The sequence below is a fragment of the Marinomonas pontica genome (assembly GCF_036322735.1).
Classification (GTDB): Bacteria; Pseudomonadota; Gammaproteobacteria; order Pseudomonadales; family Marinomonadaceae; genus Marinomonas; species Marinomonas pontica.
This window is the reverse complement of sequence record NZ_AP027271.1, coordinates 1,593,229-1,618,374: the sequence shown is the minus strand read 5'-3', so window position 1 is coordinate 1,618,374 and position 25,146 is coordinate 1,593,229. Positions and strand designations below refer to the sequence as shown.

Annotated in this window: 28 protein-coding genes; 5 read left to right on the top strand and 23 right to left on the bottom strand. The window is 44.1% G+C overall.

Annotated features, from left to right (window positions below; genetic code table 11):
* Positions 1-11 precede the first annotated feature (11 nt).
* Together AABA11_RS07550 and AABA11_RS07545 are read right to left on the bottom strand one after the other, a co-directional pair.
* Positions 12-785, bottom strand: coding sequence for an ABC transporter permease (locus tag AABA11_RS07550; protein ID WP_265727806.1), 774 nt, complete (start codon positions 783-785; stop codon positions 12-14).
* A 4-nt stretch (positions 786-789) separates the two neighbouring features.
* On the bottom strand, positions 790-1,704 hold the full coding sequence (locus AABA11_RS07545) for an ABC transporter ATP-binding protein (RefSeq protein ID WP_265727805.1): 915 nt from the start codon (positions 1,702-1,704) through the stop codon (positions 790-792).
* Positions 1,705-1,765: 61 nt separating this feature from the next.
* On the opposite strand from AABA11_RS07545, the gene AABA11_RS07540 reads away from it, so the two are divergent.
* Positions 1,766-2,173 (top strand): PA2817 family protein, encoded by a 408-nt coding sequence (locus AABA11_RS07540; RefSeq protein ID WP_265727804.1) that lies wholly within the window; start codon positions 1,766-1,768, stop codon positions 2,171-2,173.
* Positions 2,174-2,211: 38 nt separating this feature from the next.
* Here the strand turns inward: AABA11_RS07540 and fabF are convergent, their stop codons facing one another.
* The 7 genes from fabF to AABA11_RS07505 form a co-directional block, all read right to left on the bottom strand.
* Positions 2,212-3,453 carry a beta-ketoacyl-ACP synthase II gene (fabF, locus tag AABA11_RS07535; RefSeq protein ID WP_265727803.1) on the bottom strand — a complete coding sequence of 414 codons (1,242 nt, stop codon included), beginning with the start codon at positions 3,451-3,453 and terminating at the stop codon, positions 2,212-2,214.
* Between the two features lie 104 nt (positions 3,454-3,557).
* Positions 3,558-3,791 carry an acyl carrier protein gene (gene acpP, locus AABA11_RS07530; RefSeq protein WP_012069834.1) on the bottom strand — a complete coding sequence of 78 codons (234 nt, stop codon included), beginning with the start codon at positions 3,789-3,791 and terminating at the stop codon, positions 3,558-3,560.
* 133 nt (positions 3,792-3,924) lie between these two features.
* Positions 3,925-4,659 carry a 3-oxoacyl-ACP reductase FabG gene (fabG, locus tag AABA11_RS07525; RefSeq protein WP_265727801.1) on the bottom strand — a complete coding sequence of 245 codons (735 nt, stop codon included), beginning with the start codon at positions 4,657-4,659 and terminating at the stop codon, positions 3,925-3,927.
* 42 nt (positions 4,660-4,701) lie between these two features.
* Positions 4,702-5,625, bottom strand: coding sequence for an ACP S-malonyltransferase (gene fabD / locus AABA11_RS07520; RefSeq protein ID WP_265727800.1), 924 nt, complete (start codon positions 5,623-5,625; stop codon positions 4,702-4,704).
* 12 nt (positions 5,626-5,637) lie between these two features.
* Positions 5,638-6,582, bottom strand: a complete 945-nt coding sequence (locus tag AABA11_RS07515) for a fatty acid synthesis protein (RefSeq protein WP_338266713.1) — start codon at positions 6,580-6,582, stop codon at positions 5,638-5,640.
* 11 nt (positions 6,583-6,593) lie between these two features.
* Positions 6,594-6,773: a 50S ribosomal protein L32 gene (gene rpmF, locus AABA11_RS07510; RefSeq protein ID WP_072839128.1), complete on the bottom strand. Its 180-nt coding sequence runs from the start codon at positions 6,771-6,773 to the stop codon at positions 6,594-6,596.
* 18 nt (positions 6,774-6,791) lie between these two features.
* Positions 6,792-7,334 (bottom strand): YceD family protein, encoded by a 543-nt coding sequence (locus AABA11_RS07505; RefSeq protein WP_265727798.1) that lies wholly within the window; start codon positions 7,332-7,334, stop codon positions 6,792-6,794.
* A gap of 116 nt (positions 7,335-7,450) precedes the next feature.
* Here AABA11_RS07505 and AABA11_RS07500 point away from each other — a divergent pair, with 116 nt between their 5' ends.
* Complete coding sequence (locus AABA11_RS07500) at positions 7,451-8,071, top strand: Maf family protein (RefSeq protein ID WP_338266699.1); 621 nt, start codon at positions 7,451-7,453, stop codon at positions 8,069-8,071.
* Here the strand turns inward: AABA11_RS07500 and AABA11_RS07495 are convergent.
* The 9 genes from AABA11_RS07495 to dinG form a co-directional block, all read right to left on the bottom strand.
* Complete coding sequence (locus AABA11_RS07495) at positions 8,058-8,972, bottom strand: patatin-like phospholipase family protein (RefSeq protein WP_265727797.1); 915 nt, start codon at positions 8,970-8,972, stop codon at positions 8,058-8,060. The two genes, AABA11_RS07500 and AABA11_RS07495, sit on opposite strands and share 14 nt — an antisense overlap.
* Positions 8,973-8,981: 9 nt before the next feature.
* Positions 8,982-9,776: a DUF4892 domain-containing protein gene (locus AABA11_RS07490; protein WP_265727796.1), complete on the bottom strand. Its 795-nt coding sequence runs from the start codon at positions 9,774-9,776 to the stop codon at positions 8,982-8,984.
* Positions 9,777-9,815: 39 nt separating this feature from the next.
* Positions 9,816-10,679, bottom strand: coding sequence for an alpha/beta fold hydrolase (locus AABA11_RS07485; protein WP_265727795.1), 864 nt, complete (start codon positions 10,677-10,679; stop codon positions 9,816-9,818).
* A gap of 42 nt (positions 10,680-10,721) precedes the next feature.
* Positions 10,722-11,201, bottom strand: coding sequence for a phosphohistidine phosphatase SixA (sixA, locus tag AABA11_RS07480; RefSeq protein ID WP_265727794.1), 480 nt, complete (start codon positions 11,199-11,201; stop codon positions 10,722-10,724).
* Positions 11,188-11,472: a DUF4389 domain-containing protein gene (locus AABA11_RS07475; protein WP_265727793.1), complete on the bottom strand. Its 285-nt coding sequence runs from the start codon at positions 11,470-11,472 to the stop codon at positions 11,188-11,190. Before AABA11_RS07475 ends, sixA begins: the two co-directional genes overlap by 14 nt.
* On the bottom strand, positions 11,465-12,493 hold the full coding sequence (locus AABA11_RS07470; protein WP_265727792.1) for an NAD(P)H-dependent glycerol-3-phosphate dehydrogenase: 1,029 nt from the start codon (positions 12,491-12,493) through the stop codon (positions 11,465-11,467). The genes AABA11_RS07475 and AABA11_RS07470 overlap by 8 nt, the downstream gene beginning before the upstream one ends.
* 33 nt (positions 12,494-12,526) lie before the next feature.
* The gene (locus AABA11_RS07465; protein WP_338266694.1) at positions 12,527-13,951 is read right to left on the bottom strand and encodes a protein adenylyltransferase SelO; all 1,425 of its coding nucleotides are present in this window, start codon (positions 13,949-13,951) and stop codon (positions 12,527-12,529) included.
* A gap of 27 nt (positions 13,952-13,978) precedes the next feature.
* The gene (locus AABA11_RS07460) at positions 13,979-15,340 is read right to left on the bottom strand and encodes a DEAD/DEAH box helicase (protein ID WP_265727790.1); all 1,362 of its coding nucleotides are present in this window, start codon (positions 15,338-15,340) and stop codon (positions 13,979-13,981) included.
* 109 nt (positions 15,341-15,449) lie between these two features.
* Complete coding sequence (gene dinG / locus AABA11_RS07455) at positions 15,450-17,573, bottom strand: ATP-dependent DNA helicase DinG (protein WP_265727789.1); 2,124 nt, start codon at positions 17,571-17,573, stop codon at positions 15,450-15,452.
* A 69-nt stretch (positions 17,574-17,642) separates the two neighbouring features.
* On the opposite strand from dinG, the gene lexA reads away from it, so the two are divergent.
* On the top strand, positions 17,643-18,266 hold the full coding sequence (gene lexA / locus AABA11_RS07450; protein WP_338266689.1) for a transcriptional repressor LexA: 624 nt from the start codon (positions 17,643-17,645) through the stop codon (positions 18,264-18,266).
* A 104-nt stretch (positions 18,267-18,370) separates the two neighbouring features.
* Here the strand turns inward: lexA and AABA11_RS07445 are convergent, their stop codons facing one another.
* Genes AABA11_RS07445 through topA form a run of 3 tightly spaced genes read right to left on the bottom strand, consistent with a single transcriptional unit; the run spans position 18,371 to position 21,734 of the window.
* On the bottom strand, positions 18,371-18,637 hold the full coding sequence (locus AABA11_RS07445; protein WP_265727787.1) for a hypothetical protein: 267 nt from the start codon (positions 18,635-18,637) through the stop codon (positions 18,371-18,373).
* A gap of 2 nt (positions 18,638-18,639) precedes the next feature.
* Positions 18,640-19,110: a DUF6586 family protein gene (locus AABA11_RS07440; RefSeq protein WP_265727786.1), complete on the bottom strand. Its 471-nt coding sequence runs from the start codon at positions 19,108-19,110 to the stop codon at positions 18,640-18,642.
* Positions 19,107-21,734, bottom strand: coding sequence for a type I DNA topoisomerase (topA, locus tag AABA11_RS07435; protein ID WP_338266685.1), 2,628 nt, complete (start codon positions 21,732-21,734; stop codon positions 19,107-19,109). Before topA ends, AABA11_RS07440 begins: the two co-directional genes overlap by 4 nt.
* A 190-nt stretch (positions 21,735-21,924) precedes the next feature.
* Here topA and AABA11_RS07430 point away from each other — a divergent pair, with 190 nt between their 5' ends.
* On the top strand, positions 21,925-22,677 hold the full coding sequence (locus AABA11_RS07430; protein WP_265727784.1) for a DNA topoisomerase I: 753 nt from the start codon (positions 21,925-21,927) through the stop codon (positions 22,675-22,677).
* A 31-nt stretch (positions 22,678-22,708) separates the two neighbouring features.
* On the opposite strand, the gene AABA11_RS07425 is transcribed toward AABA11_RS07430, so the two are convergent.
* Complete coding sequence (locus AABA11_RS07425) at positions 22,709-23,197, bottom strand: hypothetical protein (protein WP_265727783.1); 489 nt, start codon at positions 23,195-23,197, stop codon at positions 22,709-22,711.
* Between the two features lie 64 nt (positions 23,198-23,261).
* Between AABA11_RS07425 and AABA11_RS07420 the strand changes: the two genes are divergently transcribed.
* A complete protein-coding gene (locus AABA11_RS07420) occupies positions 23,262-23,696 on the top strand; it encodes a universal stress protein (RefSeq protein WP_265727782.1) in 435 nt (144 codons plus the stop codon).
* Between the two features lie 63 nt (positions 23,697-23,759).
* On the opposite strand, the gene cysS is transcribed toward AABA11_RS07420, so the two are convergent.
* Positions 23,760-25,142 carry a cysteine--tRNA ligase gene (gene cysS / locus AABA11_RS07415; RefSeq protein WP_265727781.1) on the bottom strand — a complete coding sequence of 461 codons (1,383 nt, stop codon included), beginning with the start codon at positions 25,140-25,142 and terminating at the stop codon, positions 23,760-23,762.
* Between the last annotated feature and the right edge of the window lie 4 nt (positions 25,143-25,146).

Below are 25,146 nucleotides of genomic sequence, written 5' to 3'. Positions count from 1 at the left end.
ATAACACTACCTCAACTTCTAATACCTTTGCCCTGATTGAGCAAACGCAGACCGAAACTAAACAACACAACAATAAACACACTCACAATGACCAAGGCCCAATATACGTTAATATCAGATACCCCCAAGATGCCATATCGGAATGCATTAACCATGTACAACACAGGGTTTAACATAGAAACCGACTGCCAAAAGTCAGGCAACAAATCGATGGAATAAAACACCCCACCCAGATACGTTAACGGCGTCAGAATAAACGTTGGTACGATAGACACATCATCAAAGCTTCTTGCGTAGATTGCATTCACAAAACCACCTAAAGAAAACATCACAGCGGTTAAGCACACTACAAGCACCGTAAGAAACAAATTTTCTAGCGCCAAATGGGTAAAGAAAAGCGACAGTAATGTCACAATAAGACCAACACACAACCCACGGGCCACACCACCTAGCGTATAGCCTAATAAAATGACCCAATTTGGCGTGGGTGAAACCAACAACTCTTGCACGCTATGTTGAAACTTCGCAGAGAAAAACGACGAAGACACATTAGAGTAAGAATTCGTTATCACAGACATCATGATCAACCCAGGCACAATGTATTGCATGTAACTAAAACCGCCCATCTCACCAATTCGGTCGCCGATTAGATTCCCGAAAATAGCAAAATACAAAGACATGGTAATAGCAGGTGGTAACAAGGTTTGTGGCCATATACGCGTGAAGCGACGCACCTCTCGCACAATAATCGTATAAAACGCGACCCAAATTTCTGAGTTTTTCATCTCGCTAGCCTTTAATTAATTTGACGAAGAGTTCTTCGAGTCGATTGGATTTATTACGCATACTTACGACATTAATCGAAATAGAATCAAGCGCACTAAAAATGGCATTGATCGATTGCCCTTTAACCACCTCTACCTCGATTGTACTGCCGTCTTTACTTATCGATACAGCGAAGTCCGACAATGACCAACCGGACGGCAATGCCTTGTCTAAATCAAGAATAAACGTTTCTTGATTCAAAGTTTTAAGCAACGCCTTCACACTGGTATTTTCGACAATTTCACCCGCATTGATAATCGCGATATTACGACATAGCTGCTCAGCTTCTTCCAAGTAATGCGTCGTGAGGATAATGGTAGTACCTTGCTCATTGAGTTTTTTGATGAACTCCCACATAGAGCGGCGCAATTCAATGTCCACACCGGCAGTAGGCTCGTCTAAAATCAACACTTCCGGTTCATGGATTAAGGCTCTCGCTATCATTAATCGGCGCTTCATACCGCCTGACAACATTCGCGACTGAGCGTCTCTTTTATCCCATAAATCCAATTGTTTCAGATATTTTTCGGCTCGCTCTTCTGCCACAGCGCGGCTAATTCCATAGAACCCTGCCTGCGTAACAACAACATTAAATACCGTCTCAAAAACATTAAAATTGAATTCTTGAGGAACGACGCCAAGAAACTTCTTAGCTTTTGCAAAATCCGTATCAATATCCGTATCGAAAATGGACACACGCCCCGATGTTTTATTCACCAACGAGCATAAAATACCAATAGTGGTCGACTTTCCTGCCCCGTTTGGACCCAGCAAAGCAAAGAAATCCCCTTTTTCAACTTTTAAATCGATACCTTTTAGTGCTTCAAAACCACCATCGTAGCGTTTTTTAAGGTCACTAATTTCGATTGCATATGTCATAATTGAAGTTCTCATACGGCATTGCCGACTAATATAGTTACTTACTTGAATAGGGTTTTACGTGGAATCACGCACACAATACATACTTGACGCATTTGCTGACTTGCGCCATCGAATCGCAGAACATGACCCCTTTAATCAGCCAGAACTGGCTGAAGAAGAAATTGACTTCTTAGCAAAATGGGATGAACTCGTTAAAAGCATTCAAGAAAACTCTCATGATTATACTTTTGACGCCCAAGAAGTGCTGTCTCGCTTCATACGATGCTACGCAAATCTCGTCCCTCTTATAAAAAGAGAGCTATTGTGGTTTGTAGGCGGAGAATGCCTACACTTTCTAGGAGACGAAGAAATCACCCTTTACCAGCAGCTAGAAGACCGCCTTTACGAACTCGACAGTCAACATCAAAGCTACGACATCTCAAAAGAAATAGCCGCTCTACGCGGCTTATCTACTCAGATACACTAAGTTGGGATACTAAGTAGAACTTCAACCCTCGCTAGTTTTTAAGATACTTTCTTAAAAACTAGCGTTCCATTTGTTCCACCAAAACCGAAAGAATTATTGAGCACAACATCAATCTTACGTTTTTGAGGTGTACCTGGCACGTAGTTCAAATCACAGCCTTCGCCCGGCTCCTCAAGGTTGATCGTAGGCGGTGCAACTTGATCACGAATGGCTAGAATAGAAAAAATAGATTCTACTGCGCCTGACGCACCAAGCAAATGACCAATCATGGACTTAGTTGAACTAATAGCAACATCTGAAGCGTCCGCGCCCATTAACGCCTTAACGGCCTGTGTTTCGGCCAAATCACCTGCTGGTGTTGATGTGCCATGCGCATTAATGTAATCAACATCCAGAGGCGTTAATTTCGCATCGTTTAATGCCGCCTGCATCGCCATTGCCGCCCCTTCACCGCCCTCTGGCGGCGCAGTCATATGGTAAGCGTCATCGCTCATCCCGAAGCCAGCAAGTTCTGCATAAATTGTCGCGCCACGCGCAACCGCATGCTCATACTCTTCTAGCACCAAAATGCCCGAGCCATCTCCCATGACAAAACCATCACGGTTTTTGTCCCATGGTCGACTTGCCGTTTTATGGTCATCATTGCGGGTTGATAACGCACGAGCAGCACCGAACCCACCAATACCCAACGGCGTAATAGCCATTTCAGCACCACCGGCAATCATGACATCCGCATCGCCATAAGCGATCATCCGCCCAGCCATACCGATATTATGGGTACCCGTTGTACAAGCTGTGACGATTGAAATGTTAGGTCCTTTAAACCCAAAACGAATCGCAACATGACCTGAAATCATATTAATAATCGCGCCTGGAACAAAAAATGGAGAAATACGTTTTGGACCAGATTCATTCAATAACTCAAGGTTCTTTTCGATCATTGGCAAACCACCAATACCGGAACCTATCGCACAGCCTACGCGGCTCAAATCGGCAGTATCTGCATTGAGATTAGCGTCTTCCAAAGCCTGAACTGCTGCGGCGATACCGTATTGAATGAAAAGATCCATTTTGCGAGCTTCTTTAACGCTCATGTACTGAGTCGCATCAAAATCATTAACTTGCGCTGCAAAACGAGTGGAAAACTGGCTAGCGTCGAAAGAAGTGATCTCCGATACACCGCTTTTGCCTTCCAAGATATTATCCCACGTATCTTTCACATTATTGCCAAGGGGTGTCACCATTCCCATTCCTGTGACTACAACCCGACGACGAGACATAAGATTTCTCCAACAATCCGCCCTCAACCGTTAAGGGCTATTAATAAGAAAAGCCGCTGTAACAAGTACAAGCGGCTTTTCGGAAAACTCAGTTCACTTATAGATTACAAGTTAGCGTTGATGTAGTCGTTCGCTGCTTGTACTGTAGTGATTTTTTCAGCTTCTTCATCAGGAATTTCAGTATCGAATTCCTCTTCAAGAGCCATAACCAACTCTACTGTATCTAGAGAATCTGCACCTAGATCATCAACGAAAGATGCTGATGCAACAACATCTTCTTCTTTAACGCCTAGTTGTTCACAAACGATTTTCTTAACGCGTTCTTCAATGCTACTCATTAGAAGTTCCTACTCTACTCATTAACAGCTCAGTGTGAGCATATTATAAAAATTCGGGCACCTATAAAGGTGTGATTCTCGACATGAACCGGAGACGTATTTTCGTTGAATTAAACATAAAATTCAACTCAAATTACGACATATACATACCGCCATTGACATGTAATGTCTCACCGGTAATGTAACCCGCGCCATTTGACGCTAAAAATGCAACTGCCGCCGCAATTTCTTCTGGTTGACCAAGGCGAGAAGAAGGCACTTTTTCGACTAATTTAGCCTTATGCTCTTCCGGTAAAACCTTAGTCATATCTGTTTCAATGAAGCCTGGAGCAACACAATTCACCGTGATACCACGAGAAGCAATCTCCGCAGCCAAAGAACGACTAAAGCCCTCTAGTCCAGCCTTCGCAGCAGAATAATTAGTTTGCCCGCCGTTACCCATAGAGCCAACCACGGAACTAATACTAATAACACGGCCAAATTTTGCTTTGGTCATGCCGCGCAAGCAGGCTTTAGTAACACGAAACACAGACGTCAAATTCGTGTTGATCACTTGATCCCACTCATCTTCCTTCATCCGCATCATTAGATTATCACGCGTAATACCAGCATTGTTAACCAAAACCGTTGGCGCGCCAAATTCGGCAGTGATTTCTTTAATTACCGCATCAACAGATTCACTTGAAGATACATCCAAAACCCAACCTTTACCGTTTTCACCCAAGTATTCACTAATACTCTGAGCACCGGATTCACTTGTTGCCGTGCCAATAACAGTAGCACCTTGTTCAACTAATGCAGTTGCAATCGCTTTACCAATACCACGAGTAGCCCCAGTTACCAGAGCAATTTTTCCTTCAAGACTCATGTTTGTCTCCAATTAGTTACTTTTAGATCAATAAAATGACGCTTACGCAGACAAAGCCGCTTCAAATCCAGACAAATCTCCCAAAGAAGCCGTCTCCAATCCTTTTACAATTCGTTTATTCAAACCGCTGAGCACTTTACCAGGTCCACACTCAATCGTAGAAGTCACACCCAACTCTGCAAGCAACGTAACCGACTGAGTCCATAAAACAGGTTCACTTAGCTGAGAAACCAAGTTCGCCTTAATGACAACAGGATCTGAAACTGCTTGAGCCGAAACATTCTGAACCAGAACACAGTTAGGTGCCTGAAAAGCGATAGACTCCAACTTTTCAGCTAATTTTTCACCAGCAGGAATCATCAACTCACAATGAGAAGGAACACTAACAGGAAGAGGAAGCGCACGCTTAGCCCCCGCCTCTTTCGCATTAACCATAGCCGCCTCAACCGCAGCAACATGACCCGCAATAACAACTTGACCAGGCGAGTTAAAATTAACCGCACTAACAACACCTGGCGCAGCAGCACATGCAGCGACAACGCTATCATCATCAAGGCCAATAATAGCTGCCATAGCACCTTCACCAGCTGGAACGGCCTGTTGCATATATTCACCACGCAACTTAACCAGCGCCACGGCATCCGCGAATGCAATCACCCCAGCACAGACTAAAGCAGAATATTCACCAAGACTATGACCAGCAACATAAACAGGCTTTTCACCGCCTTGCTGCTCCCAAAGGCGCCATAAAGCCACACTTGCAGTCAATAAAGCAGGTTGCGTTTTATCAGTCTGACTCAGTTTCTCTGCGTCATTCTGCACAAGATCCCACAAATCATAACCAAGCACACTGGATGCTTCTGCAAATGTTCGCTCAATGATTTCATGTTTCTCTGCTAAATCTGCTAGCATTCCCAATTGTTGAGAACCCTGACCTGGAAAAACAAAAGCTAATTTAGTGCTCATTTAATCTCCTGACTATACAGCCTCATTACAAAGACGCGCCTCTATCGCAGAATACAAATCCGCACGCGCAATATCAATTCCATACTCAATCGCACCTACCATTGCAGGCAAATCGGAACGACCATGACCTTTTACCAAATTGCCACGCACACCGACTAAACAAGCCCCATGTCGACGTTCAGTTTGGTAAAAAGTCTCAAACAATGAGGACACACCATTCGCATCCTTGAATTTTCTCATCATAAATGACAAAAGCCCTTCGGATGCCTTTAGAACCGCATTTCCGACCATCCCATCACAAACAATGACGTTTTTGTCACCCTCAAACAGCTCCGTACCTTCCGCATACCCCTTGTACGATAACCATGCATTTTCCGCCAGCAATCTATCCGCCTCACGAATTACAGCACTTCCTTTCGAGCTCTCAACACCAACATTCAAAAGCCCAACTTTAGGACTCTCTTGACTCAAAGCTTCAATGTAAGCCGCACCCAATTCCGCAAAGCCAACCAACATGGACGCAGGACAATGCACATTCGCCCCCAAATCAACCAAACAACGCAGTGGGTTAGAATGTAACTCCCTAATTAAAGCAGGATAAAGCTTAGGCCGCAAAACACCTAGAATGTGCCGCGCCAATGCCACCATAGCACCTGTATTCCCCAAGGTTACAACAACATCCGAAGACTTATCAGTCAGTGCTTTTAACGATTGATAGAGCGTACTATTACGACGGCGAAACAAAGACAAGACTATTTCTTCATCTCCATCAATGACATCAGAGCAAGAGATCAGAGATAAGCGTTCATGAGGCGCAGGAAGTTCCAGATCGGAATAAGGGGAATAATAAACAGTGATAAAGACATCGTGATGGCGGGAGAGGATCTCCACGGCTCCATCTAATGCAATGCGGGGACCTAAGTCCCCGCCCATAGCATCTAAAGCTACCCTGATCATGGGTATCTTAGTTACTCACCTTTAGGGGTGATAACTTGACGACCACGGTAGAAACCATCTGCAGAAATGTGGTGACGACGGTGAAGTTCACCAGTTGTCTTTTCTACAGAAAGAGTTGGACCAGTCAAAGCATCGTGTGAACGACGCTGGCCGCGACGTGAACGAGTAACTTTACTTTTTTGTACTGCCATTTTTTGGAGCTCCTAACTTTACTTGGCCTTTAATTGGGCCAATATACTAAATGGATTCGGTTTTTCGTCATCCGGTGCGTCATCGGTAGACGAGGCATACTTTACAGCTGTTGGGTTGCAACCACTTTCTTCGTGATAAGCGACAATTGGTAAGGCAAGTATAATTTCTTGCTCTACCATATCGGCTAAAATTACTTCACCATCGGTCATGACAACAGGATCGTAACTATTCGGCAGATTTTTCGCATGGTCTTCGTCATAAACAAAGCCAAGAGACAAATCCAACGCCAAATCATGAGCAACAGCCCCCATACAACGCTGACAAACAACGTGTACTTGAGCCGCTAATGATCCGGTAGCAATATAGCGCCTATCCTCATCAACTCTAAAGTCTAGATGAATAAATACATTACCCTCATCAGAGGCTAATATAGCACAAAGCTCCTCAAACTGATTGAGAGGCACGTACCCTTCGAATGACATCTCATTATGAGCGTACTTTCGAGGGTCAAAATATTTAGGTAATGAGTCATTCAACATGGCGGGGAATAATATTGCCAAGGGGGCTTTTTGTCAAAGTCTATGTGCCCTTAAAGTGCCTTTTTTTAGATTTTTACGCCTTTCCTGACAAAAAAAAGTAAAATAGCCTGTTACCGAAACAAATTGGCGAATCAACCATGCAAAAAAAAATAATTTTAGGCTCATCATCAACTTACCGAAAAACTCTACTGGAGCGCTTAAACCTAGCATTTGAATGCCATTCACCGAACATTGATGAAAGCCCTTTACAAAATGAATCTGCTCAAGATTTGGTAAAACGCCTTACCATAGAAAAAGCACAAGCCGTCCACGTCGAACGCAAAGCCCGCGGTCGTTCAGACCCTGCACTAATCATCACTTCTGACCAAGTCGCAACCCTAGAATCACACATACTAGGAAAGCCACATTCAACGGAAAACGCTATAAAACAGCTGACGCAATTCAGCGGCAAGAAAGTCAGTTTTTTAACTGGGCTTTGCCTGTTTGATGAAAAAAGCCAGTCTCACCAATACGAGCTCAGTGAATATCACGTGTATTTTCGCGCTTTAAGCCAAGATGAAATTACTCAGTACATTGCGATAGAACAACCGCTTGATTGCGCTGGCAGCTTCAAATGCGAAGGTTTGGGCGTATGTCTGTTTGAACGAATGGAAGGCAACGACCCTAATAGCCTAATCGGCTTACCCCTAATATTACTGTCAAGTTTCTTAAGAAACGCAGGGGTAAACCCAATCGATCGATCAACTAATAGCCTTTAGGAAATGAGTGATAACTTGAAGCTGGAGACTCAAGGGCATCAATTGCCTTCAAAGCAACATCATAGCCAAATTCGATCAACTCATTGGCTCGCCAAAATTCATAAAAACCAGAAATATCTTTTGGAATGGAAATCAGTAAGTCTGGCGGATAACCGGCAAGCTTGTACTGGGTCAAGGACTCTTGCATGGTTTCAAACATCATATTAATTGTTTGTAATCGTCCCCAGTTTTCAGGCGTGTACTCTGGCTTATCCGCCTCTTTGTTTTTGCTAAAAAAGTCTTTTGTGTTTGACCACCAAGCAGGTTCTTCAGAATCACTCTCTTGTACCTCTTCATAATCCCCTTCTGCCGGACCATTAAGATCAACCGCAACAATATAGTCCGCACCAGCAGGCACACATGGAATGATTGGCAAAGGATTTAAAACACCCCCATCTACGTACATTCGACCATTAAAAGCCACAGGTGAGACTAGAGACGGTATTGCAGAAGAAGCTCTCATTGCACTAATAAGATCGCCACGCTGAAACCAGAATTCTTTCTGATTTAACAAATCAACCGCGACAGAAGTATAAGAAATCGGCAACGAAGCAATGTCTGTTTCGCCGATCATCTCTTCAATTTTCTCAAAAAAACGGTCCCCTTTTATGTAACCGCCCTTTAGTATTGACATATCCAATAAGCGAATCACCTTCATGCGGTCAAGCGACTCAGCCCACTCACGATATTCTGCTAGTTTTCCAGCGGCATAAACACCGCCTACGATCGCGCCAATGGAACAACCGGAAATACTGACAATGTCGTAACCTCGCTCTTCAAGTGCCTGAATAACACCAATGTGCGCATGACCACGTGCAGCACCACTCCCTAATACCAACGCTACTGTTTTCTTAGTTCCCACAACTCTCACCTAAGGCCGAACATACACAAATGAAATTCGATTGACACCAAGAGACTCACGCCCAAGGTCTGCCAAATTAATAAAGCGGACCCGCCCTTGTAACCGCTCACCAATGCCAGCACTCGCATCCGCTATCAACTTATCTCCAGACTGTATAGCGCTCAGCACGCCAGAGTTTTGACTTGTGACAAAAGCCACAACATTTTGACCCGCTGGCAAACCTTCGATAAATCGTCGAATACGTGGAATGTCCTTAGCATCCATTTGCGCCACAATTTCAAACTCAGTGTCTTTGGCATCAGCCGACTTCACTTCATCTAAACGCACCATCACATCACCTGCGCCGCGACGATTAAGATACAAAATCTGGTAAATACCCTGATTATTTTGCACCACCAGCAAATATTGACTTTGATCGGCACCGTAAAGCAGATAATCACCAAAAAAATTGTTCGCCCATGCATTACTGCTACCACAGCCACGGCTTTCGCATTCAAACAACACATCACGACCACCTGATAGCATTTGAGCACGATAATGCGCGTAAACATCAGGCAGCAGAGCATTTCTGTTAACCTTATAAAGAGAGGAAAAGTAATCACCTTGCAAACGAATAACAGATTCCGGCTCCCATCCGCTGCCAGCTCGGCGAATTTTACTCAGAGGTATTTCCACTTCCTGATCGGACTTAGTACTGCTTTTTACGAGCTGAGCTTCACGATAAGGCTCTAATCCAATAAAGCCAGCAAAAGACGCATTACTGCAAAACAAAAACACACAAAACATCGCACGAAACGTGTTCATAAAACCTTCCTCTCATCCCATTCAAGATGGATTAACACTCTAATTTTGATCAATAAAGCGTTGAATTTCAGTCGCCACAGAAAGACAAGTGTCTGGCTCCAGGTGAAAATGGTGATTTCCTTCCAACCATTTCAATTTAATCCATGGAAATTGAGCGGCACGCTTTTCCACCAACGGATGATCATTTTGATAAATACCGCCTTTTGCGACCAAAGCCAGCGTTGGGCACTTAATCTCTTTTATAAAAGCCTCTACGCTTTCCTCATCCATACGAAATGGCGACGGGAAAGTTAATTTGCCATCATGACGCCACACCCAATCATCTTGCGCATTTTGCTTCGCACCACGCTCCACCAGCATTTTAGAGGCATCATGCGACAATGAGGTAAAACCTTCCATACGAGCCTTAATCATAGCGTGCTTACTTGAATAACACGTTTCCCTACCTAGCCGATACTTCGCCATTTTATTAACGGCTCGTTGCAAAGTAGCCACTCGGGTCGAAGGAGTACCGCTTAGTGGACCCATGTTATCAAGAACAATCAAACCACGGATTTTGTCAGGAACGACAGCGGCAACCAACATGGCGACGGCCCCACCCATACTGTGCCCCACCAACCAAACACTCTGTTTAGATTGATTCAAAATAGACACAACGTCCAAGACATAGTCCCATAAATGATAAAAACTGCCCGCAGGACGATGCATAGACAAGCCATGCCCAGCAAAATCTAAAGCAACATGAGAAAAATCAGACAAATGAGGAGACAAGCTAGAAAAACTGGCCGCATTATCCAACCAACCGTGCAACGACAACACTTTTAGATCAGAGGCTTTCTTTGGTAACCACTGCAAACCAGACAATTCGGTATGCGCAAGCTTATACACAATTTCATTTTCCATAGCTTTAAATCTTCACCAACATCAAAATTTTAACTAAATAGACTACGAAGGAGATTCACTCCATCGAAACTGGCAACAGGCAGCCGCAAAAAGCTCACCTTCAACAGCGGCTAATGTGGCCGTGGTCATAGCAAAACTTACTGGAAGAGGCTCATCGACCAAAAAGTCCACAAACTGATGAGCAAATGGCTGATGAGTAACCAACAAAATAGAGTCGTAAGGTTGCTCATTCAACCACAGCGCAACGTCCATGTATTTTCCATTTGGTGTTATGAATGGACAGGTGATCACTTCAGCAGACACATCAAGGTCTGCTAACAATATTTTCGCCGTTTGTTGAGCGCGCACATAAGGACTGACGTACACGACATCAAACACCTCTGACTTAGCCTTTAATGTGCGAGCAGCCATTTTAACCTCTGCCACACCCAACTCAGTCAATTCCCTCATCTCATCACGATCATAACCGTAAGGCTGCGCATTACCGTGACGCAAAATAAAAAGGCGCTTACGCTTCGTCATCCAACGTCACCTGCGGCCAAGGTTGAAACGGATAAGGCTTTTCTTCTGTTTTATAAGACATGAACCAGAAAATTTGTTGGATAAAAGAAGCCATTTGCTTCAACCACGACGACAACGTTTTTGGCTCATGCTTTGAACCCAGCTTGATAAGGCTAACCAAAACAAGCAGCACACCAAAAATGGTCACGGAGATATTCAACACCACCCAATACAACAACATAAAAATTACACGAAACCAAAAACCTTGATCAGCATACCCAGGCTTAGACATTGTCATTCTCCTCATTTGTCGCGAATTCGACATCCCATTTTTGTTCACCTGTCATCATCGAACCAATCAACGATTCCAGTTTAGCATTCTCAAACAGCAGTTTAGATAAACCTTCAGCTAGCGGCATATAAAGGCCATGTTTATGAGCTTCATCCACCACCATTTTTAACGTATTCACCCCTTCGGCCACCTCGCCAATACCACCGACAGCCTCTTCTAAATTTTCACCTGAACCAATAGCAAACCCAACACGATAGTTACGGCTTAGCGGGGAAGTACACGTGGCAATCAAATCCCCCATACCAGCCAAACCTAAAAACGTCATAGGATTGGCGCCGAAATGCACAGCAAAACGGCTCATTTCCGCCAAACTACGCGTCATAATCATCGACATGGTGTTCTCACCAACATTCAGTGCTTTGGCCAAACCACATACAATGGCATAAATATTCTTTAGAGCCCCTGCCAACTCAACACCTTTGCTGTCTCTATTTTCATACACTCGAAAGGAAGGAGACTTCAATAATTCGATAACGCGCTGACGAACCAAATCATCAGAACTGGCAATCACCGACCCGGTCATTTGGCCTGCCGCAATTTCTTTCGCCAAATTAGGGCCGCTCAAGACACCTATTTTTTGCGTAACAGGATTTCGACGCAAAACATCACTCATAAGTTCAAAACGATTTGGATTAAATCCTTTTGTGGTACTGATTAATATTTTATCTGCCGTTAATAATGGCTCAATGCGCTTAACGACTTGCTCAAACGACTTGGATGGAATCGAAACAAAGACGGTATCGCTATCACGAATTGCCTGCTCAAGATTACTGGTTGCTAACAACTCTCTATGCAATGGCGCATTCGGTAAATAACGGCTATTTAGGCCGGTTAAATTAATTTCTTCTACTTGTTCTTCATTGCGCATCCACTGACTCACCTGATGGCCATTTTTCGCCATTATATTTGCCAATGCAGTGCCAAAACTTCCACCACCTAATACACACACCGAATGCTTCATATCATTTCTCTTTGTAAAAAATCGTCAACTAAACTACGACGAACAACTAACTTCTAAAGACTTACCCCATTCAGGTGCTCGCTGGGCCAAAACATTGGACTCAGGGTGCTCCTCGAATGGCGAATTGAGCACGTTCAATAGCCTACGAAAAGGGAGATAATCACCACGCTCGGCAGCTAAGATAGCCTCATGAGCCAAATAGTTTCGCAGTGTAAACTTAGGGTTAACTTTCAGCATATCAAAACTGGTTTGCGACCAGTCCACATCAACCATTGCTAGCCTCGCCGCTTGATAACGCTCTACCCATGTTCGCAATCGCTCTCTATCCACCACTTCATCCAGCAATGGTTCACAGTCATTTGCCTCTAAATGACTCAACAATCGAAAGAATACAGTATAGTCCAGCTTTTCTGCGGCCAAAATGGTCAACAAATCAGGCACTAAATCCTGCATAACCTCTACAGAATCCAAGCCCATTTTTTGCATCATTAAAGTGTCGTAATGGGATTGAAGCTCAGGCTCATAGCATTGCAAGATAGCTATCAGTTGGTCACGCTCAAGGTACTTAGAAAAGCATCGCATTAGACAATTAAGATTCCAAAGCCCAACGCCAGGTTGACGCGAAAAAGCATAGCGCCCTTCGTGGTCAGAGTGATTGCACACCCAATTAGGCTCGTAGTCTTCCATAAAGCCATATGGCCCATAATCAATCGTCTCACCCGTGAATGAGAAATTGTCTGTGTTCATCACACCGTGCTGAAACCCAACAGCTTGCCACTTAGCGATCAATCTAGCAGTAAGCTTGACAACTTCCGTCAACATACTTACCAAGGGCAATTCGGCTGCCAAACAGTCAGGATAATAATGCGTTAAACAGTAATCGATAAGCTGATCCAGCTCTGCATGCTTACCTTGATAGAAGAAATATTCGAAATGACCGAAGCGAATGTGCCCATGGGCGGTTCGTAGTAACATTGCCCCTGCTTCTGGGGTTTCTCGATAAACCGCTTCACGGCTATCATAGAGCGCCAAAGCACGTGAAGAAGGCACCGCGAGTGCAGTCATCGCCTCACTGGCCAAATATTCACGCATACAAGATCGCAACACAGCGCGCCCATCACCGCGACGAGAAAAAGGCGTGGGCCCAGCCCCTTTCATATGTAAATCATATAAAAGGCCATCTTGACCGTACACCTCACCCAGCAAAACGCCTCGACCATCACCAAGTTGCGGCGAGAAGCCTCCGAATTGATGCCCAGCGTAAACCATACTCAAGCTCGATTTTTGCGGCAACTCTCCACTCAAAATGCGTTTGGTTTCAGGGGATTTAATATCGACTGACAAAAAAGCAGCAAGCGGTTGATTAAATTCAACCAATCGCTGCTCAAGAAGTGGCTGGATAAGGGTTTCCGAAGAAAACGCCTCACCCAAGCTTGCAAAGTGGTGTTCTAACTTCATTTTATCTCACTTAAAAGTAAGTGATGTTTATTGAGACGTATCAACCATGTATTCACAACGAATACTCTCGCCGACAACTTTCTCAATTTCAGGAATCATAAACGCATCGTCTTCGCTGGCAAAGCTGACTGATTTACCTGTTTCTCCACCACGCCCTGTACGACCAATGCGGTGTACGTAATCTTCAGGGTCTTCAGGCAAAGAATAGTTCACTACCAACTCCACATTGTCTACGTGAATACCACGGCCAGCCACATCCGTTGCAACCAAGACTTGAATCACACCATCTTTGAAATTTTTCAGCGTCTTGACGCGTTTATCCTGCGCCACTTCGCCCGACAGAATTGCGCAGTTTATATTCGCTTTACGCAACCGTTCATACAAATCACGCGTTTCATCACGACGGTTTGCAAAAATAATGGTGCGTTGTCCGCCATTTTCCTCAATCAATTGTTTTAAGACTGGCCATTTTTGATCCGCTTCAACGGTATAAATCACCTGATCAATATTTTGGTTGGTCGCTTCTTTTGGGACCACCGACACTTCCTTAGGGAAGTACGTCCACTGTTGCGCCAACGCCTGAATATCTTTCGGGAAGGTTGCACTAAACAACATAGTTTGACGAGTCTCTTTATGAGGCGTCATACGAATAATGCTTTTCACATCCGGAATAAAGCCCATCGATAGCATACGATCCGCTTCGTCCAACACCAAACACTCAACTTTACCCAACTGCACTTTACGGCTGCGAGCAAAATCCAACAAACGCCCCGGTGTGGCTACCAAAATATCGACGTTTTCGGTTTCCAAAGCAATTTTTTGCTTCTCGTAACTCAACCCACCAACCAAAGTCACCACATTCAAGTGACAGTTAGTGGTTAACTTGATCGCTTCATCCGCAATCTGAATGGCCAATTCTCGTGTCGGCGCAATAATTAAACCACGCGCGAAATTGTTTGGTCGCTTTTCTTCCAGCGGATAATCAAGAAAGTCACTAATCATGGCGATTAAAAATGCCGCCGTTTTACCCGTCCCCGTTTGCGCCTGACCAATAATGTCATAACCCAACAAAGTCATTGGTAGCGTTTCCGCTTGTATTTCGCTGCAGTACTCAAAGCCCATTTCAGCAATGGACTTAATAACACGATCCGGAAGGTTTAAATCATGAAAACGAAGCTTTCCTTCCACTTCTGCAACCGGAAAATCTTCTATGGACCAAATATGACCTTTTGCATTGCTTGCAGACACTTTTGCGTCACTTGAATTTGTGGCGGTTTGTTTGGTGCTGCTAGATTCATCGCCATTGCTTTTTGGGCGTTTGTTAGGGCGACGAGTACGCTTAGGTTTTGTTGAGGTTTCTGATGGCACTTCTTGGTTTTGGTTTTCCATATTGGAATCTATACGCTTCTATTGTGTTTTGAGGTTAATTATTTGTGCATGGAGTGTACCTAAATGATACGGTTTTATCACCCTTTGCTTACGGTTTGTTAAATCACTCTTATTGATATCGATAGGGTGGCAAACTGTTAATCAGTTGCGAACCGTATCGTTTTGTACGCAATCTTTTGTCGAGAATGTGTATTTCGCCTTTATCACTCTCGCTCCTCAACAATCGGCCGGTCGCCTGGACCAAACGCAAAGAAGCATCTGGGATGGTAATCTCCATAAAAGGGTTGCCGCCACGTTTCTCAATCCATTCAGCCAAGGTCGCCTCTACCGGGTCATCAGGCACAGCAAAGGGGATTTTCGCGATATAAACACACGTCAAATAATCACCAGGCAGGTCAACCCCTTCTGCAAAACTGGCAAGCCCTAATAACAAACTTCCTTTTCCATCATCAATACGCGACTTATGAGAGTCTAAAATAACCCGCTTAGACTGCTCACCTTGCATTAACAATATTTCCTGCAAAGAAGGCGAAACGGATTGCGCAACGTCCTCCATTTGCCTACGCGATGAAAACAACACCAGACTGGCCTTATCAACATCCACATGGGTATTCAAGTAAGCAACAATTTCAGCGGTATGCTGCTCAACACGGTTAGGCTCGTGTTCCATATTTGGCACAACCAACACTCCATTTTCTTTAAAATCAAATGGGCTAAGCACACGCAAATATTCACTTTCTCTAGGAACGCCAGAACGCATATTAAAACGATGAAACTGATTAAGCGCCGTTAAGGTTGCCGAGGTTACGACCGCCCCGAAACATTTATCCCAAAGCTGCTGCCTCAATGTGTTGGCCGCCAAAATAGGCGAAGCACCAAGTTCAACATCCTGCTCCATGCCTTGCCCAGAAAGCACCAACCAACGAGCATTAGGCGGGAAATTTTCATCGTCTACTGTAGAATAAAGGCGCCACAAACCAACACACTGCTCTAATCGTCCAAGCACAACCCCTAAAATCGGCTGCCAAGTCTCTGCCGTTTCAGGGGTAACGCCCATACCTTCGTTTTGTTTGGTTTTTTTGCATTCATCTTGAATACTTTCAATATTATTAAACAGCTTCTGATAAGAGGTTTGTAAACTGTACGCCAATTGACGTAATTCATCTGGAATTTGACCAAATTCAAAGCGGTGCTGGTTATTTTCTTGATCCAAGCCCAAACCTTGAATATAAGGAGCTAAGCCTTGCTGAGCATATTGTATGAAGTTAACAATACTCTGTATCTGCTGAGGTATTTTTAATAATAATTGGCCCGTCAAGCTCACATCATCTGTTAGCTCTTGTTTCAAATTGACAAGATTTTTTTCGAGTTGGCGCAACCAGGTAACGCTTTGCTGCAACCTCACCTCATGACGAAAATGACCTATCGCCTTATCAGGAAGGTGATGCCCTTCATCAAAAACATAAATGGTCTCTTTAGGTGGAGTGAGAATAGCCCCTCCCCCTAATGACAAATCCGCCAGAACCAAATCGTGGTTTGCCACAATCACATCAGCCACTTCAATTTCAGCGCGCGCTTTAAAAAATGGGCACGCTGAATAATTTGCGCAATTTCGGTTGGTGCATTGTTGATGATCGGTTGTTAAACGACGCCAATCCTGATCACGCACAATGCCGGTCCAATTGTCTTTATCGCCATCCCAGTCACCTTTTTGCAGGGCAGCATCCATTTCTTGATACAGCACTGTATTCACATCATCAGAATGAAGATGTTGCTCAAAAAGACCAGCAAACATGTCGTCCATTGCTTGTTCTTCAGCGCTTAAAAAACCTTCAAGATTATTTAAGCACAAATAACGCCCACGCCCCTTGGCGAGCGTATATTTAAAACTAAGCTCCGTGTGCTCAAGCAGGTTTGGCAGTTCCTTGTGAAGAATTTGCTCTTGCAACGCCACTGTCGCGGTTGAGATTATTAATTTAAGGCCACGGGCTTTCGCAATGGGAATAGCCGCAAGACAATAAGACAAGGTTTTACCTGTCCCTGTACCTGCCTCAATTACCGCAACGTGTTTTTCATCAAGCCTTTCACCTTCTGAGCCTTGTTTTATGTTACCCAAAGTACGCGCTATTGCGCCAATCATTTGGCGCTGGCCAGACCTTGGTTTATGGGACTTCGCATCTAACGACGCTCGGTATGCAAGTTGAATTTGATTTTTTAGTTCGTCTGAAAGCATTTATATCATTGAGTATAGTTAGGAATGCTGTATATAATAACAGTAACTGTATAAACAACCAGATAACCTATGATTAAATTAACCAAAAGACAATCTGACGTACTAGAAACCATTCGCGAATTTATTAATGAAACGGGGTTTCCACCTACAAGAGCAGAAATTGCGCGTCGACTTGGGTTTAAGTCCCCTAACGCCGCAGAAGAGCACCTAAAAGCCCTCAGCAAAAAAGGCGCTATTGAAATGCTATCTGGCGCCTCACGCGGCATCCGCTTAATCGACAATGAGCCCATCAATGATACCTCTGACGATCTTGGCCTACCCGTTATTGGCAAGGTCGCAGCAGGTTATCCCATTTTGGCTCAGGAAAATATTGCTTCTCATGTCAACATACCTGCGACCATGTTTTCGCCACAGGCAGATTATTTCTTATCTGTTTCTGGCACAAGCATGAAAGACATTGGCATTATGGAAGGCGATTTGTTAGCCGTACACAAAACCACCACTGTTCGTAATGGCCAAATTGTCGTTGCCCGTATCGGTGACGAAGTCACCGTAAAACGATTTGAACAAAAAGGTCAAATCGTAAGACTGATTCCAGAAAACGAGGAATTCAGTGACATTATTGTTGACCTAGAAAGTGAAGAGTTTGCCATTGAAGGATTGTCCGTCGGTGTCATTCGACAAGGGCTTTGAGCAAAACGCTCAGCACTCTCGCCGCATCAACAAATAAAAAGCGAAGCTCATGCTTCGCTTTTTATTTGTGAACACACCTTACATTTTGGACGCAGCCCATAGGCTTAATGCAAAATTTTAGGGCGAAACTCTTCATCATCAAGATAATCCGATTCATCATCAAAGACAGAATCGTCTGAATACACAAAATCTATCCCCGCATGAAACATGTGCTTCGCCAACTCAAAATACCTGTCTTTTAGGTAGGATCGAGTGTCGTCCGAAATTTTCAATGTTGCCAGGGGAACGGTTTCCTCACCATCTTCACTGGCCGGACGCAGCACAATATCGCCGTTATCCAGCTCAACAATCTCTAGGTAGGATTCTTTCATATTCAATACTCTGATGACTCTTCTCTAAAACGTAACACCAATTCTACCAATTTGGCCAAGTAAAAACTAACGGATGCGCCCGCGTCACTTCCTCGACCGATCAGGTTATCACTCTGAACCACAGACGACGCTGCGATTTTACATTCAAACTGCGCCAAATAAGCTTGTTGCAGCTGAAAACACCAAGAGTCCTTGCGAGAAAAAAGCTCAGCCAATTCCGCAAGCACAGGAACGATGATCTGTTTTTTCTCGGTTTCAGCAAACAAAACATCAACATCCAGCGATCCAGACAGCGAATAGGTCAACGATACCTCTTTAAGAAGACCATTTAACGCGCTTCTTAGCTGAAAAAGCGCAGAGCTCTCTAAACCTACTTTTAGCCACGCCTCGTCACTGTCTTGACTTTGCTTGATGAAGCGCCGCGCAGTGTCCAGCTTTTGATTAGTTAAGCTGGCCAAACTCGCGCTACTCATTTCTTCTTACCTTCTTCAATAACCCACTTAGTGCCAACATAGAAGGCCTTCCAGCCCGTCGGCTTACCCTCTTCTTCCGTCATGACATATTGCTCTTTTGTCTTACGACTATATCGGATAATAGTAGGTCGACCTTCCGAATCTTTTTTAGGCGCACTGGCGAAAAAATGATATTTCGGGTCAATTTGATCCATATAAGGCAGCAACTCTTCAACTAACGGAGCGCGGGTTTCTCGCTTACGTGGAAATTGGCTTGCCGCCAAAAATAACCCCGTCGCACCGTCACGAAGAACATAATGATCCTCTACCTTTTGGCAAGCCAAATCGGGCATGGGAACAGGGTCCATTTTAGGAGGCGCGGCTTCACCGCTCTTTAGCAATTTACGCGTGTTTTTACATTCGTCATTCGTGCAACCAAAGTACTTACCAAATCGGCCAGTTTTTAGCTGCATCTCAGATTCACATTTATCGCATTCAAGCGTAGGACCATCATAACCTTTAATTTTGAACACACCCGTTTCGACTTCATAGCCAGAGCAAGCGGGGTTATTACCGCATACGTGCAGTTTGCGGTGTTCATCCATTAAATAACTGTCCATTGCAGAACCACAAATTTGACAACGATGCTTGTTAATAAGCGCTTTTGATTCGCCCTCTTCATCGTCCACCGCAACGGCTTCGTCACCACGCGTTAAATTAATGGTTGCCTTACAGCGTTCTTTTGGTGGCAAGGCATAACCAGAACAAGACATAAACACACCCGTACTAGCCGTACGAATCTGCATAGGTCGCGAACAGGTCGGACATTCAATGTCAGTCGGAGTAGGCTCATTCAGCATCATGCCACCTTCTGGCGATTCTGCTTTGGCCAGTACAGAACTGAAGTCCTTATAAAATGCATTAAGCGTTTTGATCCAGTCTTTATGTCCTTCAGCAATGTCATCCAACTGCTCTTCCATCTGAGCAGTAAAGCTGAAATTCATCAAAGAGTTAAAACTATCTACCAAACGTTCAGTAACGATATCACCCATTTTTTCAGCATAAAAACGTCGATTCTCTACGCGTACATAACCCCGATCCTGGATCGTAGAAATAATTGATGCGTAGGTTGAAGGGCGACCAATGCCACGTTTTTCAAGCTCTTTAACCAAACTTGCTTCGCTAAAACGCGCGACAGGTTTAGTAAAATGCTGCTCAGGCAAAAGTGCTTGCAACGACAAGAACTCTCCCTGTTCAACATCTGGCAGGATATTATCTTCGCCTTTTTTAGCAACCGTTTGCATTGCACGAGTGTAACCATCGAAACGCAGAATTCTTCCTTTGGCTTTAAACTCATACTCGCCACTGGTAACAGTAATAGTCGTAGAAGTGTATTCTGCCGGTGTCATTTGACACGCCATAAATTGACTACGAATCAAGTCGTACAAACGATGTGCGTCTTTTTCCATACCGAGCAGGTCATCCACTCGAACAGTAACATCAGAAGGGCGAATGGCTTCGTGAGCTTCTTGAGCACCCTCTTTACTGCTATAACGGATTGGTTCTGCAGGCAAATACGCATCACCAAAATTAGAAGCAATATAGCCACGCAACGTCTCTACCGCTTCCGCACTCAAATTCGTCGAGTCGGTACGCATGTAAGTGATATAACCACCTTCATACAAGCGCTGAGCCAGCATCATGGTCTTTTTAACGCCATATCCTAGACGCGTGCTGGCAGCCTGTTGAAGTGTCGATGTAATAAACGGCGCAGACGGCTTGCTGCTGGTTGGTTTATCTTCGCGACTACTAACAAGGTACTTCGCATCATTCAAACGAGCAACATGCTCATCCGATTGCGCCTTGTTAACAGGGTGATATTCTTTGTTTTGATATTTTGCCGCTTCAAATTTTATGACGTCTTTCGCTGGCGTTGCCAGCATCGCATCCAACTCCCAAAATTCATCAGGAACAAACGCGCGAATTTCTTTTTCTCTTTCGACTATTAATCGCACAGCAACCGACTGAACACGACCAGCAGACAATCCACGAGCTACTTTCGCCCAAAGTAAAGGCGATACCATGAACCCTACGACACGATCTAAAAACCGTCGAGCCTGCTGAGCATTCACACGGTTCATATCCAACTCGGAAGGCGTTTCAAAAGCCGCTTTAATGGCTTTTTTAGTAATCTCGTTAAACACCACACGCTTATAACGGCTATCATCGCCACCAATGGCTTCACGTAGATGCCAAGCAATCGCCTCACCCTCTCTATCCAAATCGGTTGCGAGATAGATGGTGTCAGCGTTTTTAGCCAATCGTTTTAATTCATCAACTACTTTTTCTTTGCCAGGCAATATTTCATAATGAGCCGCCCAGTCTTTCTCAGGGTCAACGCCCATTCTGGAAATCAACTGCTTACGTGATTTGGCACTTTTGTATTCAAGCTTTTCTTCTGGGCTCATTTTTCGCGTCAAAGCAGCCTGCTTCGCACGCTCTTGAGGTGTAGAGGTTGCTGTTGTACCTGTAGGTAAATCTCGAATGTGTCCGACACTCGATTTGACAACAAAGTCATTACCTAAGTATTTATTGATGGTTTTCGCCTTAGCCGGCGATTCCACGATAACCAGTGATTTTCCCATTGAACTGTGTAAGCCTTTTAATAAAGTAGGTCTGCAAATCCACGTTGCACGAAGTTTAATCTCTAGGGGCGCTGATATTAAGCAAACACCTTTTATATGACAAGCGATCCCTGTATTGTTTCACACATTAAATCTTGCTGAACTTAGTATTTCTTATTTAACATACTGAATTCATTGCTTAAGGACAATCATGGCTACCCTTCAAATTTTAACTATTGCATTTTTGATCATCATTGTACTTTTGTCAGTGGTCATTGGATCACGCGCACACCAAAAAGAAAAAGAGATAACAGAACGACGCGTTAAGCAACTTCAACTATCAAACAGAGCAGACCGCGTTGAACAACATATTCGCGGTTTGAAAGATATTAATACTGACACAATTGCCACAGATGTCCTGTATGATTTCTATCTAGACACACTTCGCGAACTTCTGCAATACACCGATGACCCTGAAAAAATTGAAATCCGTATAGCCACAGCCGAAGAAGGCAGAGATACCGAAGCTCTTATTTTCAACCCTGAGCCCGATCTTTTTAGCTTCCAAGAAAAAACCAACTATAAAGAAAGATTAACCAAACTGGCAAAAATGCTGCTGTATTTACGCCGAAAAGGACGCATCAGTAATACGCACTACCAAGCCTGCTATGAATATTTACGCTGGCTGAATTTGTGGATTCAACTCAATCGCCAAATGGTACAAGCCAATAAAAACTTTGCCGGTGGTGATATGCGTGTTGCCCAGACTCTATACGGTGTCATTTTGTCTCACATTAAATCAGATGCAACCGAGAGACCTGAAAAAAACACACTTAAGAACTTCATTACAGAACGCATGAAAGAAATCCTTTCCCCTCAAATTGAAGCAATGAAAGACAGCGATAACCCGGAAGAAGCCTTAACCGAACTCATGCATGATCTAGAAGTTCCAAAAGGACACTAACCGACATCACGCTAGGTAAATAGCAATACACTCAATTCAAGCTGCTATTTACCTTTTCCAGCGCGTAAATCAATTCAGACAATTCATTTAAAGTAGACTCATCCCCCGCCTCATTCCAATACAATGAAACGCTTTCTGGTGCGATTTTTATCCCAGTCAATAACGAGCCATGCTTAGACAAAATGTGCCCCATCCGTTCTTCTATCAAAATAGGCTCACTGCACCACCAGCCCTTTGAAATACTCTGATATTTCCACACTTCGTAAGGCAAAATCCAAATACAATCAGGCAATGTGATCAACTGTTTGGGACGGTAATAGGAATAAGCGACTGTTTTTTGCCGATTTTTTGATTTATCCCACTTGTCAGGAAGGTCAATTGATGTAAGCTGAACCGTAATACCAAGCTTTCGAGCATGCATACGCAAGCTCATTTTTTGACGCTCTTTTTTAGGCGGCACTATCCACAACGCCGACCCCATTAACGAAAGTGTAATAAAGATAACAATAAGAGCAGTCATAATTTTAATGTCTCTCTGGTTTTAAACTAAAATAAGTATATCGAGCTAATATTGGAGGTGTTCTATGATGTATAGCAGAATTCTACTCGCTGTTGACCTAACAGATGAAAGTATTAAGGTAGCAAACAAGGCCGTTGCACTCTGCAAAGCCACAGGCGCAGAACTTACCATACTTCACGTCATTGAATCACTCAATTACGCCTATGGCGGTGACGTTCCGATCGATATCACAGACATTCAGGCCCAATTGCAAGAAACGGCCAAAGAGCGGATTGCCATACTGGAAGCACAACTGGACGTTCCTGTACAAGAAAGCTGCATTTCTCAAGGCGGCATCGAAAGCGAAATCCACCGCATTGCCGAAGAGAAAAAAGTAGATCTGATCGTTGTTGGCAGTCATGGCCGACACGGTTTAGCACTACTTTTAGGTTCAACAGCAAATGGCGTTCTTCATGGCGCACCATGCGACGTACTGGCCGTTAAGGTGATAAAAGACTAACGCCACTTCAATAAGCAATAAAAAAGGCGATGGAACACATCGCCTTTTTACTCACATCCTAAACTAGCTTCTGGTCCAAGTTGTCCCTTCTCGACTATCAAGAAGCTCTATACCCTGGCCAGCCAACTCATCACGAATTTCATCACTACGAGCAAAGTTTTTGTCTTTACGCGCTTGCGTTCTTTCATCGATCAAAGCTTGTATTGCCGCCTCATCCAACCCTTCAGACACCGTACTGTTTTGCAAGAAATACGCAGGATCTTGATAAAGCAAGCCAAGCAGCTCAGCCAAAGAGCGCAGCTCTGCAGCCAACGATGCCGCCTTCTTAGCATCTTCCGCTTTGGCTTTATTCAGCTCACGAACGAGTTCAAACAACACAGAAACCGCAACAGCCGTATTGAAATCATCTTTCATCGCATCTTCGAAGCGTTCAGTAAATACCGACGGCTCAAAGGTCTCAGCTACATCTTGATCTCGTAATGCTGTATACAGGCGGTCAAGGGCTACTTTCGCTTCCAGCAAACTTTGATCTGAATAATCTATCGCACTGCGATATTGACTGGAAACCATCAGATAGCGAACCACTTCCGGATTAAACTTAGCCAACACATCACGCACCGTAAAAAAGTTACCCAAAGACTTGGACATCTTTTCGTTATTCACACGAACCGCGCCACAGTGCATCCAATAATTCACATAGTCTTTTCCGGTCGCCGCTTCTGATTGAGCGATTTCGTTTTCATGATGCGGGAACTTAAGATCAGGTCCACCGCCATGAATATCAAAATGACTACCAAGGCAGTTTGTTGACATAGCAGAACACTCAATGTGCCAACCAGGTCGACCATCACCCCACGGAGAAGCCCAAGAAACCTCACCCGCTTTTGCCTGCTTCCACAAAACAAAGTCCGCTGGGTGCTCTTTTGCCACCTCAACATCAATACGCGCACCGGCCAACATATCTTCAAGTTTACGATTATTTAGCTTGCCATAATCTTTAAATTTAGTTGCACGGTAATACACGTCGCCAGACGTACCCTGATAAGCAAACTCTTTATCGATAAGGATTTGCACCATATCGATTATTTCTTGCATAAATTCTGTGGCTTTTGGCTCACGGTCTGGCATTTTGTTGCCGAGGCGCAACTCATCTTCGCGCTGCGCTGCGATCATGCGCTCAGTCAAAGACTGAGTTGATTCATTATTTTCTTCTGCTCGCTTGATAATCTTGTCATCAACGTCGGTAATGTTACGAACGTAATTAAGTTCGTAACCTAGGTGACGAATAAAACGCGAAATAATATCAAAGGAAATCATCGCGCGTGCATGACCAATGTGGCAAAAGTCGTATACCGTGTTACCACAGACATACATGCCTACTTTGCCTTCTTCGATTGGCTTGAAAATTTCTTTCTTCCCACTAAGGGTGTTGTAAACCTTCAACATGCGC